Source organism: Faecalibacterium sp. An122 (genome assembly GCF_002160895.1).
Taxonomy (GTDB): domain Bacteria; phylum Bacillota; class Clostridia; order Oscillospirales; family Ruminococcaceae; genus Faecalibacterium.
The window spans coordinates 1-13,241 of the sequence record NZ_NFLL01000006.1; the positions used below are offsets into that span (position 1 = coordinate 1).

Below are 13,241 nucleotides of genomic sequence, written 5' to 3' on the forward strand. Positions count from 1 at the left end.
ACGATGAATCGTCATGCTATCACTTCCTTGCACTGCCTATGATAGAATCCTTTTATGTCTTTTTCTTGTCTTTTTAACACTTTTTTGGGCGTTTTTGAGTTTTCAGATACACCCTAGGGCCAGAATGGCTACGACAGGGGCTGCTGCAATTTTCAGCAGAAGTTTGAAGATAGAGAACAGAGCAGTCATTTTCAGAGCCTCCTTCGTTGTTTTCTGTATTGATTGTCCCAAATTCATGCTCAAAAGGCAAGGATGTCAAAATTGATTTTTAACTAAAAAGAGATGGCCCTCTTTTCAGAGAAAGCCATCCCGGTAATATAGGTTATTCTAATTCTTCATCAAGCAGATCATCCAGAAAGTCCAGCTCCTCATCCTCTCCATCATCCTCATCTACAAACATTTCTCTCGGCGGAAAATGCATTTCATACACATGCTGAGCAAGAGCACGCACTTCTGGACGGCGGTCTTTGGTCCTGTTTCTAAGCCAAGATATCTGATCTCTGGATAACCGCCACGGCAGATTCAGCAGCCGGTTTATGGTCATCATCTCGGACTGCTTTTCAGGCGGCAGAGAAGCGCAGGCTTTACAGATATGGGCAGCATGGCCCCTGTCAGTGAATTTTTCGTTTGCCTTATATTCTCCGCAAACCTTGCAATAATGTCCATGTTTCTTCATAGGATGACTCCATTACAGAATTGTATTGACTGTCGTATTTTATTATCGTCCATCCTTGCCCAGATTGCAAGAAGCGGATAAAAGAAAAATAGGGAGAGACGATGCAGACGCACCGCCTCTCCCCTTTTTCTTATGAGATATTTGCCAGCTGTGTCAGGATCGTATGCACTCCTTCCCAAATCTCCTCCTGACGCCTGGAGAGGTCAGCTAAATCTTCCTGATAGACGCGGCCGGTGGAATTGACCCTTCGGACAAGTTGATTGAGGTTGTTGCTGCTGCGCCGCAGGAGAGAAAGCAATTCTTTCAGCTCCGGCAGATCGAGTTTAACTGCATACCCGTCCAAAGCCATCTTCCGCAGATAAGCTTCCCGGTTGAAAACACCCAGCTGCCCCATCTTTTCCTCAATCTGTTTCAGCTCCTCGGCTGTCACCCGGAAATTGAGCTGGATATTCCTTTTCCGCTTGGGGGCAGTCATCTTTCCGGCTCCCACTTCTTGGGAGGCGCCGCCTTGGTCTTACCGGCGGCAGGCTCCTGCCGCAGCTGCTGGATCACCGACGGCTTTTCCCGTTCCCGAACCAGGTCCCGGACCTGATCCACAAACAAATTGACGAGTCCGGGATGGCTGTCCACCACCCAGTGGGAGCGCCGGTTTCCATCCTCGCTGCCCTCCGGCATGGGCACCGTCTGCGCCCATGCTTTGTTCTCGCAGGAGAACCGGACATCCCAGTCCTTGTCCTGTACCGTCGCAGCAAGGACAGTCTGAACCCGCTCAGCTCCAAACTGGTCCAGGATTTCCTGCGCCGCTGCTTTGGCGTCCAGCCGGTTTTCCTTATATTGAGCGCCAATCGCCGCTTCAACGGCTTCCTTGCAGGAGATATTGAGACGTTTCTCCTGCTCTGCCTTGGCAGCTTTCACCTGTTCTGCCCTGTTTTCAAAGCAAGACCAGATTTCCTCCATGTGGCTGGTTTCCATCTTCTCATACTGATGGTAGAGATCATCCAGCGGCGAGGGAGAGGCCAGCAGGGCAGCAGCCTGGTCGCTGGTCAGGTCGTTGTACTCCAACGAAAGCAGGATATCTTCCCGCATCGTATATTCATAGGCATGATTCAGGATCTCCCGAGGAGACTGGGACAGCAGCCAGTCCTCGAACTTCTCCTGCTCGGTAAACATCTTCTTGTAGAGGGCTGTGTTCAGTTCTTCGTTGGTCATCGGACATCCGCCTCCTTTTCATGGGTTTTGGGTTTGGTGACAGAGGGCTTGCTGGCAGCAGTGGCTTTCAGTTCGGCCAGCACCGAAGGACGGGCACTCTTGGCCATTACCTGTTCGGGCTGGGGCTGCCCCTTGCCATCCAGATTCAGGGCAGTATCCAGTTCCACAAGGCGGGCCGATTTGACCCGCAGGTCATCCTCATAGGGGAAAACCTTTCCCGCTTCCTCCTTGGCTGCGGCCTGCTGCTGATACAAATTGTCCAGCTTCGCTTGGGTCGCTTCCAGACGATAGGGCATCTGGGCAAGTGCGTTGTCGATACGGGTAAGATTGCCGCGGGGGTCGGTTCCAAGACTTACCCGATGGGTCATTTGGCCTTTCAGCATCAGGGTAACTTCCTGCTTCCACGCATCAAACGCTGCCGACATGGCAAAGCCCCGGTAGCTGCCGAGCTGCACCGGGTCGGTGCCCTTCAGCTCCTTGCAGAAATCCAACAGAGCAGCGCCCGCCTTCTCCTTGTCATCCAGCACAGTGCCCCGAATTTCCATCCCGGCAAACCCATCCTTCGGGTGAGGGTGAGCGGCCAGCGTTTCCATATCTGCCTCAAATCCCTGAATGAATCCCTTGTGCTTTTCAATCTCCTGGGGATAGAATTTCAGCAGCTGATCTTCCAGCCGATACTGCTTGCTCTTGTGATCGGCCTTCATCAGCTTGAGCTTGGAAACCTCCACATCCAGGTCCATCCGTTCTTTGATCCGGGGATCACCGGCACACAGGGCCTTGATCTCCGCAAAGGAGAGTGCCGTTTCATCCACATCATCGCAGGAGCGCACCGGGCTTTTACTGCTCATGATCTGGCTGATGAACTTCTGCTTGTTCTCCACCGTCTGCCAGAGGTAAGCGTCAAAGGTTCCCTCTGTCACATAGCGGTACACATGGACAAGCGGATTCTTGTTGCCCTGACGTTCGATACGGCCCTTGCGCTGGGCAAGGTCTCCCGGACGCCACGGGCAATCCAGGTCATGCAGAGCCACCAGCCGGTCTTGTACGTTGGTTCCGGCTCCCATCTTGGCGGTACTTCCCAGCAGGACACGCACCTGCCCGGTGCGCACCTTGGCGAACAGTTTCTTTTTCCGCACCTCGGTGTTGGCATCGTGAATAAAGGCAATCTGTTCAGCGGGCATCCCGCGGGCGATCAGCTTTTGCCGGATATCCTCATAGACCGTAAAGGCCGGCTTTGCCTCAGCCAGCGGCACTGCCTGCTCCAGCGAATGAAGGACAGGATTGTCCACCGCCTTGGCTGCCTTTTTGGACGGGGCTGCCTGGGGCGTCGAGATATCACAGAACACCAGCTGAGTCAGCTTGTCGGCCTGGCCATCCTGCCAGATCTGCATGATGTTGTCCACGCACCGGTTGACCTTGGTGCCGGGTTCGTCCGGCAGCAGCTGGTTGATGATCCGCTGGTCCAGCCCCAGCTTGCGGCCATCGCTGGTGTCGGGTAGGATACCGGCGAGGTAGCAAGTGCCCCTTTTCCGTTATCCCCCCTCGGAACCGGACTTGATACTTTCGCATCATCCGGCTCCCCAGTAATTTCATTTCAAGAACGTGTATTTAATGTTCCATTGTGGATAGCTGTGTGGCATTCCCGACATACCACCAGCGTTTTTCTTTGCCGCGCAGCCATAATCTGAACCCAGACCGGCGGCGCGGACTTGCCTTTGGTCTTTAAATCCGCCAGCTTGCGGATATGATGCACTTCGATATCTTTTCTGCTCCCACACAACTCACAAGTATCTGCTGTCAACCGCTTGATGAGTTCTGTGCGCCCTCCATATACCTTGTAGGGCTTGTCCTCTATGACGGCTTTGCGTTTATGGGCCAGTGAAATTCCTCCCCAGGTAGCTACCAATGGCTTTTTGCCGGGGCGCTCCACAACCACTTGCAGACAGGGGACTGTTTTTCCGCTTGTGCTTGTGGTTGTAGTTTTATACTTTGCCTTTTGCTTTTTGATGGATGAACGATGTTTACAAGCCAATGTTTTCAGCAGAGAGGTTTCCATGATCCAGTAGAGTTTGGAAAACCAAGATAGATTTTGGGCCAGAACATAATACTGTACCAGTCCTCTATATTCCTGCTGAAACCTTTGAACGATAGAGAAATCATCATCGTGAAGCAACGCATTTCTGTGTGTCACTTTTCCATTTCGCTTGAACGACCTGCATCTATCCTCAATCACCCTTGCCGGAACAAACAATGCGATCGCACCATTGGCTCCTCTGCGGCCTTTGGGGTCAAGATAATCATTCACCCTTTGCGCCTTTATTTCATAACCAAGGAACTTGGCAGCCTGGCTACTCGCATTGGTAATTAAGGTCTTTTCCTGCGACAATTCCAGATGAAGCTCCTTTTCGAGAAAATCGTGCATTGCCGCCTTGATTTCCTCAGCATCCGCTTTGGAGCCTGTAAATCCAATGAGAAAATCATCCGCATAGCGGACATATCTGCATCTGCGATAGTTTTCGTCATACGGATCAACCGCTGGAATATTTCGTCGCTCAACTTTAAGTCTGTGGGCAGTTTGAATATCGCTGTTCTTTCTCGCCTTGCTGATTTCAGCGTTCATCCGACTATACACAGGATTTGCCTTTTGCCGCTTTCCCCGTGTGTTGTTGGGAATCAGGACTTTCTCAATCCACTGGTCAAACTCATTGAGGTAAATATTCGCCAGAAGTGGACTGATAACGCCGCCCTGCGGAGTTCCACTGATTGTCTGATTAAACTTCCAGTCCTCCAGGTACCCGGCTTTCAGCATGTTCGCTACCAGCCGGATAAATCTGCCGTCATGGATATTTCTCTCAAGTATTTTCAGCAGAACAGCATGGTCTATTGTGTCGAAGTATTTGGAAATATCCCCTTCGATAAACCAGCGTGTTCCTTTCCATACTTGAATTTCCTGCAAGGCCGTATGACATCCCCTGTTGGGCCGTAATCCATGAGAATGTGTGCTGAATTGCGGTTCATAGTACGCTTCCAGAATCTCGCGCATTACTTCCTGCAACAGCTTATCTCCCCATGTTGGAATGCCCAGGGGACGCTTTTTCCCGTTTTTCTTTGGGATATATTCACGCCTTGCTGGTTTCCACTGATACTTTTCTTCTCTGAGAAGCTCAATCATCCTGTCAATTTTCTGGATTGACATACCATCAACTGTTTCTTCGGTGACGCCTTTTGTCATTGCGCCGTTATTCGGGTATAACTTTGCATAGGCGTTCAGATAAAGATCGCGGTTGAATAAGAGCTTATAAACTCTTTCGATGGGTTTATGCTGTTTTCCACGTTCTTGAATGACTGTTAAAACAGTTTGGGCTGTACGCATCTCACGCACCTACTCCTTTCTAACAAATCGAAATTACCTGCCGTCCTTCGCCATGTGAGCGGCTTTCCCGCTTCCGATTTTACGGCCATCCCTGTTATTTCAGGGTTCTCAGACTACTATGACGGCTCCGTGACCATGGGGGTCGCCCCCTTTAGGCCATCCTGCCATTCGTCAAAAGTGTACGTGTCGAGTGTTCCTTAGGTTCCTCGTTCGTTCCTTTATTCCTGCCCATTGCAGGCTCTTTCACTGCAAAAAGTTACTCACCCAAAATCAACAACAGCGAGCATACAGTGACACCGGTATCAGTCGCTTTCCGGTGGGCGATGCTTTGCACCAAGTCGGAACTGAGGTTCAGGCAGTTTAGCTTTAACCATAGAACACGGAACTTGCGGAGCGTCGAGACCTTGCGGCTAGTCCCTTATCCGCTTTGCCAACATGCGATTGTCCCCTTTGAGTTTCCTCGCCAGGTAGGTTGGTTGTTCCCATCATTTACTTTTAATAATGTCCCCTGTAGGGGAAATACACTTTTGCGCTTAGCAGCGCACGATTTTCAGCATATTGTCCTCGGACGGGTCCACATTGCCGACGTGAACGGCGGCGGCTCGCTTGGAAAGCTCGGCCACCATTCCTTTCTGAATCTCAGAGGGCTTCACCACCACCGTCTCAAACTTAGCCTCCGGCACCGGCAGGTGAAGCTGGTCCGAAGTTTTGATGTCAGCGACTTCCTTGAACATATTCATCAGTTCCGGCAGGTTGAAGAACTTTGCAAAGCGGGTACGCGCCCGGTAGCCGGTGCCTTCGGGAAGCAAGTTGTCAAGAGGTTTTCCGCATTTTTTCTAAATGATCCAAATTGGAGTGTCTGGCTTCGTTGAGAATGTCCCGCGCACAGGCTTCACGAAGTGCAGTTTCCAGCGTTTTTCCGTTGTTTTCTGCTGTTAGAATACGCACAATGAACCGGGTCTTTCCGATTTTCATAGAAAAAGAGCCGCCCGTGATGGCGGCTTGACAATCCAGTGTATTGACGGCGGTAGCGCCGTTGCGTTCGATATCGTTCATTCTATTCCTCCTTCCCTTAGGGAAAACGTTGTCAAAATATTCAGAAGGAATATCTTCCGAGTTTTTGTCTCAAAAATTGGCGGTTTTAATATCATCCAACATCAAAGCTTCATTTTGCCCTCCAAAGCGTCTTTTGCAGTCTGGTTGAAGTGAATCCTACCACATAGGTGGTATTTCAATCTTCACAATGAAAGTGCTTGCTGGGGTCGTTTGCCCTGTGGTCAAAGTCCGTGTTTCTTGCTCCATGTCTTCATTCCCCCTTTAAAAAGTTCAAACAAAAAGGCACCTTCTCTCCAAAAGAGTCAGGTGCCTTTTTGTCATATTTGGGTTATGTAATCTAAATGCTCCTTATCCTTAATAAAGTAAGTTTGATTTTATCTTGAATAATTACAAATATTTATATTCTGGCAGGTCATTGCAAATAGCCGCCCGCAGTCGCTCCTTGTAGGAGAACTAGTGCTCCAACTCTAGTCCATCATAGTGAAGAAAACAGTTCTTCCTATAGATCCTTGGGCTGTTGATCATAAGCAGGTCATTTTCCAAACATACCCAGTCAGAAAGCTACCGCACCGCCCGAGCCGAGCCGATGAGATCCCGAAACTTATGGAAGCAATCCATCGAAGTGGAGTTGTAGTAGATGTGGTTATGAATGTGCTGGCAGTCTGTGTGGATAGCAATGAAAAAGGCACACTTGCCCTTTGTTCAGCGCATCAACAGTCTGTAGTCGTACTCATAGGAGGAAATCAATTTGCCTCCTTGCATCTTGTCCAGGTTGTGTCCATAGTCAAATCGCGCTTTCAAGGATTGAGCGATGATTTCATCCTTGCTGATCTTGTATTTTTTGAAATAGATTGTGGCCGCAGGCAGTACCTCTACTGGTAAAAAACAGTCAGATTGCCTGAGAATTTCTATAATTCTATATTTTCCTGATCTTCCTTGCTACTTTGCGCATCCTTTATCATATCCAGATTATGAATTACAATATCTCGGTTTTCCTGAAAGACACGAAAGAACTCTCTAAACTCCTGCTTTTCTTCTTCCCCGTCATTAAGATATTCAGATAGAGTAACTAATCCTACCATAGAAAACGTACAGGCTAGTGAAAAAGTAGAACTCCCCCCCACGGGATTTCTTATATATTTCAAACTAATTCCATTTTCGTCAACACTCTTATCCATTGTTGAATTCAATGCGTGCGTTTCATATGAAAGTCCTCCATATATGCCCCGATAATATTGTTCATATCCTACTTCTTTCATTAACCCATAAAAACTCGATGCATTGCTACAGACTTCATACCATTGAATATAAATTTTTTTCTTTTTATTGTGCCCTTGCTTTTGTTTTAATTTTGCTTTTCTATCATTGTCTACTTGTTGAAACACCTCTTTTGATTTAATTATTCTTTCAAATGCGGCTTTCTTCTTTTTATATTGTTTATAGCCATCGTTAAACTGGTTTTCTCGTCCATTTTCGAGAAGCATATTTCGATAATTTGAGTTTTCCGAGAACAGTTCATCTCCTAATTCTATCTCCTGATAATGGTGCTCTAATGAATATGCCGCAGCCCTTTTCTTAGTATCTTCTTTTAATATGAATTTCATGCTTATGATATTTTCAATCAGTGACCTCAATATGATTTGAGCTTGAGTAAACAGACCAACTGAATAAAGTACATTGATTGCATCCAGCTGCTCCATAATTTTTCTAACAAATAAGCAAATAACCATGTTAACAAAATCATCTTGCCCGGAAGTTCCATAAGAAATTTCGTTTTCGATTTCTCCATACCTGGTTATTATAGATGATAAAACAGCACCAACCTGATTAATAGCACATTTCACTGGCTCACTTTCTTCAACATTGAAAAACATGCCCTTAAACGTTCTTAAATAATCATCAACCATTGTTATTCTCCAATCTATCTATTTTACAAACAAATGATATCAGTCAATCATCAGCTTGTTTAACTAGTGTATCATATTTCTACCAATAAGCTACCACTTTATGAGATAAAATGTTCTAAAATAAAAAGCCGTGGAGTAGCCACAAGGTTACTCCACGACAGGACAGAGTTCCATCACCGCTGGCAACTTTTTCAACAGATCAGACAGTGTCCCTCGATCAGCGACTGCACCTCCGGCGTCACCATCACAGGGAGCTGAACACAACTGCGGCATTTACTTACACTCCCCGCCTCCTGTGCTTGTTGGGGGCATTTACCTTGTTCAGCTCCTTTTCTGGAGATTGGAGGGCAGTGTCGGAGTATTGTTCACTATTCCATCAATTTATAGTTCTATTCATTTAAAATCGCTTCACGATTTTCAAAGATAAGGTTTTCAGTTTTTACAAAGAACCTGCTGATGAAAACATCACGTCCAAACTGTATTGGAATATCTACAACCACTAACCTCGGTCTCCCCTGGAGGTAGGGAGAGGCTGTCAAAATTTCTCCTGCCTAACGTTGGCAAGCCGTCTCTCTGAACGTTTCCTCCCGTCCTGTTTTGGTCTTCTCTCCTTTCTTATGAAGCTGCTCCACCACCGACTGCTTGCCCTCGGCCTTGTCCACCGCTTCCACCTGTTTCGCTCCCAGAACCTGACTGACCCAGTAGCGGGTTTCATTCAGCGGTTTCAGCTCTGCCTGCACCTGTTCCAACTGCCGGGCAAAGGCTGCGTGATCTGCTTGCAGCTTGCTGTACTCTGCCTCCAGGGCATCCAGATTCACATTCAGGTCAATATGCTGCGCTTTCAAATAGCGATAGGCTTTGTTGTAGGCTTTCAGTTCTTCCTGGTGGCTCTCGGCAAAGGCAGCCTGCCGCTTCTTCCAGCCGATCTTCAGGTACTTATCATGGACGGGCTTCTGTTCCCGGCAGACTGCAACAGCGTTCTGAATTCTGGCAATGTCTTTCATCCGCTTTTCGGCCTTTCGCATACCAGTACTGGCCTGGCTGGCTTTTTGCTTCACGCTAGACAGGACGGTGTTCAACTGCTCCAGGGTCGAGATCTTATGCTGTTGGAGATATGCAACAGCCCTTGCCACATCCTTCAAATCCTTCAGGTCGCCCTTCTGCTGACCGGACCAGGACCAGTCAGTTCGTTCTGTTTTCCGCTGGTTCAGGTAATCATTGAGGAGGATTCCAAGGTCTGTGGAAGCTGCTTCCTCTTTCAGCAGCTCTTTCTCTGCCTGGATCAGTTCCTCAATCCAATCCAGCAGGCCCCGAATGGTTTTGCGGATGGCGGACAGCATCTGGTTGGCGGCCTTGATATCCCGATTCAGATTGCCGATGTTGGTCTGAATGCCACGCCGTTCCATCTGGGTCACCGCAGGCCCCATGTGGACGGTGGGAATCACGTCCAGGCCCTGCCGCTCATAGGAGCGCAGGTCGAGCCGCTCTGGCCGCTCTGCTGCTTCCAGATAACGGTTGACCGTGTCGGCCCATCCCTGCCGCCAGATCTCTGCATACTTCTGGTCGTTTCAGTCAACGGTGTTTTCCTTATGGCTTTTCCAGTTTCCCGACGGGAGCCGGATGCGTTCGCCGTTTTCATCCAGGTCATACACTTTCCGGCTCTTGGGGAGCCACCTCCCATGCTCGTCCATAGCTCTGAGGGTCAGCATCACATGACAGTGAACATTGTGTCCGGGTGGATTCGGGTCATGGATGGCGAAGTCAGCGATCATCCCTTTGGAAACAAACTGCTTTTCGCAGTAGTCCCGGACCATTTGCGGGTACTGTTCCGGTGGGACTTCTTTGGGCAGGGCCAGCACGAAGCGCCGGGCCAGTTGGGCGTTCCATTGCTTCTCAGCCGCTTCCACCGAGTTCCAGAGAGTTTCCCGGTTGGCGTACTCCGAAGGGGCGTTGGAGGGCAGCATGATCTCGGTATACAGGATGCCGCGCTTACCAGAATAGTTTTTGGTTTTCTGATCGTACTCCGAAAACAACTTCTCGCCGCTCTGGTAGGCGGCACCGGCCACAGCCGACTGCCCCTTGCTGCGCTGGGTGATGGTGATGTCAAAGTGTGGGTTGGGCATAGCTGTCACCTCCTTCTAGACAAAAAGAAAAGCAGGAAACCATTTCTGATTTCCTGCTCGGTGGTGTCGTCGTAGAACGATTGGTATTCAGTTTTGAAAGTTCAAGTTATGCTAATCAAAAGATGGTCTAAGAATAGTTTTTATTAAAGGTTATTTCCGATATTTTTTAGGATTTATCTTCGGCATTATAATTGACAAAATGACCATTACCGCCACTATTCCGAGTCCAATACACAAAATAACATCATTATAATTAAAGCTGCCGTACAACAATAGGAACGCACCTATTCCGCAAAAGACAACACATCTTCCAAACAAATGGCACATCGCTTCTTCATTGTAGGTTTCTTTTTCTGCTTTCCTCATGGTATTCCAGCCAGCAAGAAACCAAGTGCCTTTTTGGTTATAAATGTTCACGCCCCATATTACTGCTCCCAAAGAAATGATAAGCGTAAGAACTATTTTAAATATGTTCATAATCAGGCTCCTTTCTTAGAACGGATGTTTTGGAAAATCCTGATTTTCTTTTGATTTTATTATACTATAATTGGCACCCTTTTGGAATAGCTGAATTATAAATTTGCTGGACGGGAACAGCTTGCAGCGCAATGTGTTTCCGGGGGGCAAATCCACAAAGGGGTAGCTGGCGTAAGCCAGCGCAGGGGAAGTGTAGCTTTCCCCGTGATGATTGGAACAGATTGAAAAGCTGTGTAAATCATCCGCTTTCTGCAGGAAGCCCCCGGCAGGGCGCAACGCACCGGCTCGACCGGTGTATAATTGCGCCCTTCATTCTGAAGGGTTTGGATCTCCTCTGGCTTCTTGTAAATCGTGAATCATCTTTGCCAGGGCCAGCACAACCTCCTGCTGATGGAACGAAAGCTTCAGTAGCTCCATCACTTGGTCATCGGTCAGCTCTCCCGGGCAGATCAGAAAACTTTCCAGCATTCCGCCGCGCGTACAGAGGCGATGGGTACGGGCCTTGCGGGTCAACTCCGGTATCCTGTGCTCCAGCATTTTCTCCTGGTGCTGGTAGTACCGAAGTTTCTGTTCGGCCTTTTCTTTTTGGGCTTTCATGCGGTCCAGTTTTTCATTCATAAGTCTCTATCTCCTTTATAAATAATGAAAGCGGCAGGATCGTCCAACCGGACGCCTGCCGCTGTTTTATTTGTCATCCATCTTCTCTGGGCTTTGCCGGGGTGACCCCATCACTTTGGAGAGGACCGAGAAAATCATATCCACTTCTTCTTGCGGTGATATCGTACAGCCTCCCAGCAACCATTCCAGCACCAGATGCAGCGTACCATACTGGATAAAAGAAGCGTAGGCCTGCTTTTCCCTCTGAGACATGGAAGAAGGTAACGCGGACACCATCCTCGTCTGAAAATCCGGCAGCTGGATTTTGATCTCACGGAGAAAGCTGTAGTCGCACTCTTTCAGGAGGAGGCCGATCTGCCTCTGGTTCTCCTCCAGGTATTCCAGCGCGTGGCACAGGGCAGCCCGGATGCTGCTGCCCGCCTGCAGGTAGGTCATCACATGGTCTGCAGTGTGAAGGACCAGCTCGTTCAAAATGTCTTTCACTACGTCTGACTGACAGCCATAGTATTTATAGAAGGTGCTGCGGTGGACCCCAGCCTTCTGACAAATTTCGGTGATGCTGATTTTCTGCACCGGTTTATTTTGAGCCAGCTCCAAAATCGCTTTGCGAATGGCATCCCGGCTTCCTGTATTACGAATCCCCTGTGTTTTCATTCTTTTCTCCTTATAACGACAGAATCGAAGGATTTGTCGCTTGTGGTTCCGCGCCTGTCTGCTATAATTATTTTAGCTTCCGGAAGCATTTTTTCAACCCATTGAGATGGAGGAAAAGATGAAAGCTAAACTTCGCAAATTCGGTATCGGCCTGGGAATTATCCTGCTTGTCCTTATTCTGGGCGCAGGGATCTGGACCGTATCCAAAAACAGCAAGGTGAACCATATCATCGACACGCACCGAGACCCTGTTATCACCGAAACAGTCCATACCGGGCCCAAACGCTCGGTGCAGCAGATTATGATCGGTTCCCTGTGCACCAGTTACGACAATGCCCTGCAGGTGCTGAAGAATATCAAGGCCGCTGGCTACGACGGCATCGAGCTGAATGATTTCATGATCCAGAAAACAGCCCTGGTGGTCAAGGTCCTGACCCAGGCCGCCGGGATGCCGGTGGGCAACGGTGGCAGTCTGGACTGGCATGCTCTGATCAACGAAAGCGGGCTGGAAGTGACCGGCCTGCACAGCAACCTGGGCAGCATCCAGGCAGATCCCAAAGCCGTCGCAGACCTGGCCAAGAGCTACGGCACCGACACCATCATCATCACCGGCATGTACCGCTTTGACTACAGCAGTGAGGAAGAAGTGCTGGATCTGGCCCGGCAGCTGAACGAGGCCGGCCAGGCCCTTCAGAAAGAAGGCATCCAGCTGCTCTATCACAATCACAACTGTGAGCTACAGCATGTCAACGACAGCCAAACAGCCTATGATCTCATCATCGAAAACACCGACCCCGCCTATGTCAATTTTGAATTTGACAGCTACTGGATGGCCGACGGCGGCGCCAATGTAGAAGCCATCATGGAAAAGCTGGGCACCCGGATGAAGAAATGGCATGTGAATGACCGTGGCCATGTCCAGGCCGGCCCTTACATGACCCCCATCCTGACCCAGGATGCAACCGAACTTGGCAACGGCAACATGGATCTTGAAGGCCTCTATGAAATTGCTATGGCAAACGGGGTAGACAACATCGTGCTGGAGACCCACCAGAACTGGGTGAATGGCGACCCCATCCAGAGCCTTCAGGTGAGCGGCCAGTACATGGACAAAACATTCCGCTGAACGCTTCTATCATCTGCCCTTT

12 protein-coding genes and 2 pseudogenes are annotated in these 13,241 nt (G+C 49.0%); 1 reads left to right on the forward strand and 13 read right to left on the reverse strand.

The window, feature by feature from the left end; genetic code table 11:
• Positions 1-322: 322 nt before the first annotated feature.
• The 13 genes and pseudogenes from B5E67_RS05780 to B5E67_RS05840 form a co-directional block, all read right to left on the reverse strand.
• On the reverse strand, positions 323-676 hold the full coding sequence (locus B5E67_RS05780; protein ID WP_087383824.1) for a hypothetical protein: 354 nt from the start codon (positions 674-676) through the stop codon (positions 323-325).
• A 130-nt stretch (positions 677-806) separates the two neighbouring features.
• On the reverse strand, positions 807-1,151 hold the full coding sequence (gene mobC, locus B5E67_RS05785) for a plasmid mobilization relaxosome protein MobC (protein ID WP_087383826.1): 345 nt from the start codon (positions 1,149-1,151) through the stop codon (positions 807-809).
• The gene (locus B5E67_RS05790; protein WP_087383828.1) at positions 1,148-1,885 is read right to left on the reverse strand and encodes a DUF3848 domain-containing protein; all 738 of its coding nucleotides are present in this window, start codon (positions 1,883-1,885) and stop codon (positions 1,148-1,150) included. The genes mobC and B5E67_RS05790 overlap by 4 nt, the downstream gene beginning before the upstream one ends.
• Positions 1,882-3,375: pseudogene (locus tag B5E67_RS05795) on the reverse strand (helicase C-terminal domain-containing protein); the annotation flags it as partial. The pseudogene B5E67_RS05795 and the gene B5E67_RS05790, both read right to left, overlap by 4 nt.
• Positions 3,376-3,479: 104 nt before the next feature.
• Positions 3,480-5,258, reverse strand: a complete 1,779-nt coding sequence (locus B5E67_RS05800; protein ID WP_087383831.1) for a reverse transcriptase/maturase family protein — start codon at positions 5,256-5,258, stop codon at positions 3,480-3,482.
• 533 nt (positions 5,259-5,791) lie between these two features.
• Complete coding sequence (locus tag B5E67_RS05805) at positions 5,792-6,067, reverse strand: hypothetical protein (protein ID WP_242956802.1); 276 nt, start codon at positions 6,065-6,067, stop codon at positions 5,792-5,794.
• A gap of 4 nt (positions 6,068-6,071) precedes the next feature.
• On the reverse strand, positions 6,072-6,314 hold the full coding sequence (locus B5E67_RS05810) for a hypothetical protein (RefSeq protein ID WP_087383834.1): 243 nt from the start codon (positions 6,312-6,314) through the stop codon (positions 6,072-6,074).
• Between the two features lie 561 nt (positions 6,315-6,875).
• A complete protein-coding gene (locus B5E67_RS15830; RefSeq protein WP_242956814.1) occupies positions 6,876-6,965 on the reverse strand; it encodes a hypothetical protein in 90 nt (29 codons plus the stop codon).
• A gap of 257 nt (positions 6,966-7,222) precedes the next feature.
• A complete protein-coding gene (locus tag B5E67_RS05820; RefSeq protein ID WP_087383837.1) occupies positions 7,223-8,221 on the reverse strand; it encodes a DUF5677 domain-containing protein in 999 nt (332 codons plus the stop codon).
• A gap of 551 nt (positions 8,222-8,772) precedes the next feature.
• Positions 8,773-10,344: pseudogene (gene mobQ / locus B5E67_RS16030) on the reverse strand (MobQ family relaxase).
• 150 nt (positions 10,345-10,494) lie between these two features.
• Positions 10,495-10,821 carry a DUF3784 domain-containing protein gene (locus B5E67_RS05830; protein WP_087383840.1) on the reverse strand — a complete coding sequence of 109 codons (327 nt, stop codon included), beginning with the start codon at positions 10,819-10,821 and terminating at the stop codon, positions 10,495-10,497.
• Positions 10,822-11,130: 309 nt separating this feature from the next.
• Positions 11,131-11,439 carry a DUF3847 domain-containing protein gene (locus B5E67_RS05835; RefSeq protein ID WP_087383843.1) on the reverse strand — a complete coding sequence of 103 codons (309 nt, stop codon included), beginning with the start codon at positions 11,437-11,439 and terminating at the stop codon, positions 11,131-11,133.
• A 66-nt stretch (positions 11,440-11,505) separates the two neighbouring features.
• Positions 11,506-12,093, reverse strand: coding sequence for a TetR/AcrR family transcriptional regulator (locus tag B5E67_RS05840; protein WP_087383846.1), 588 nt, complete (start codon positions 12,091-12,093; stop codon positions 11,506-11,508).
• A gap of 118 nt (positions 12,094-12,211) precedes the next feature.
• Between B5E67_RS05840 and B5E67_RS05845 the strand changes: the two genes are divergently transcribed.
• Complete coding sequence (locus B5E67_RS05845; RefSeq protein WP_087384103.1) at positions 12,212-13,219, forward strand: sugar phosphate isomerase/epimerase; 1,008 nt, start codon at positions 12,212-12,214, stop codon at positions 13,217-13,219.
• Positions 13,220-13,241 lie beyond the last annotated feature (22 nt).

Bases quoted from the DNA above. Each gene is read 5' to 3' on its own strand.
- B5E67_RS05820 (WP_087383837.1), bottom strand. From the start codon at position 8,221: ATGGTTGATGATTATTTAAGAACGTTTAAGGGCATGTTTTTCAATGTT.
- B5E67_RS05790 (WP_087383828.1), bottom strand. From the start codon at position 1,885: ATGACCAACGAAGAACTGAACACAGCCCTCTACAAGAAGATGTTTACC.
- B5E67_RS05780 (WP_087383824.1), bottom strand. From the start codon at position 676: ATGAAGAAACATGGACATTATTGCAAGGTTTGCGGAGAATATAAGGCA.
- B5E67_RS05840 (WP_087383846.1), bottom strand. From the start codon at position 12,093: ATGAAAACACAGGGGATTCGTAATACAGGAAGCCGGGATGCCATTCGC.
- B5E67_RS05810 (WP_087383834.1), bottom strand. From the start codon at position 6,314: ATGAACGATATCGAACGCAACGGCGCTACCGCCGTCAATACACTGGAT.
- mobC (WP_087383826.1), bottom strand. From the start codon at position 1,151: ATGACTGCCCCCAAGCGGAAAAGGAATATCCAGCTCAATTTCCGGGTG.
- B5E67_RS05830 (WP_087383840.1), bottom strand. From the start codon at position 10,821: ATGAACATATTTAAAATAGTTCTTACGCTTATCATTTCTTTGGGAGCA.
- B5E67_RS05835 (WP_087383843.1), bottom strand. From the start codon at position 11,439: ATGAATGAAAAACTGGACCGCATGAAAGCCCAAAAAGAAAAGGCCGAA.
- B5E67_RS05800 (WP_087383831.1), bottom strand. From the start codon at position 5,258: ATGCGTACAGCCCAAACTGTTTTAACAGTCATTCAAGAACGTGGAAAA.
- B5E67_RS05845 (WP_087384103.1), top strand. From the start codon at position 12,212: ATGAAAGCTAAACTTCGCAAATTCGGTATCGGCCTGGGAATTATCCTG.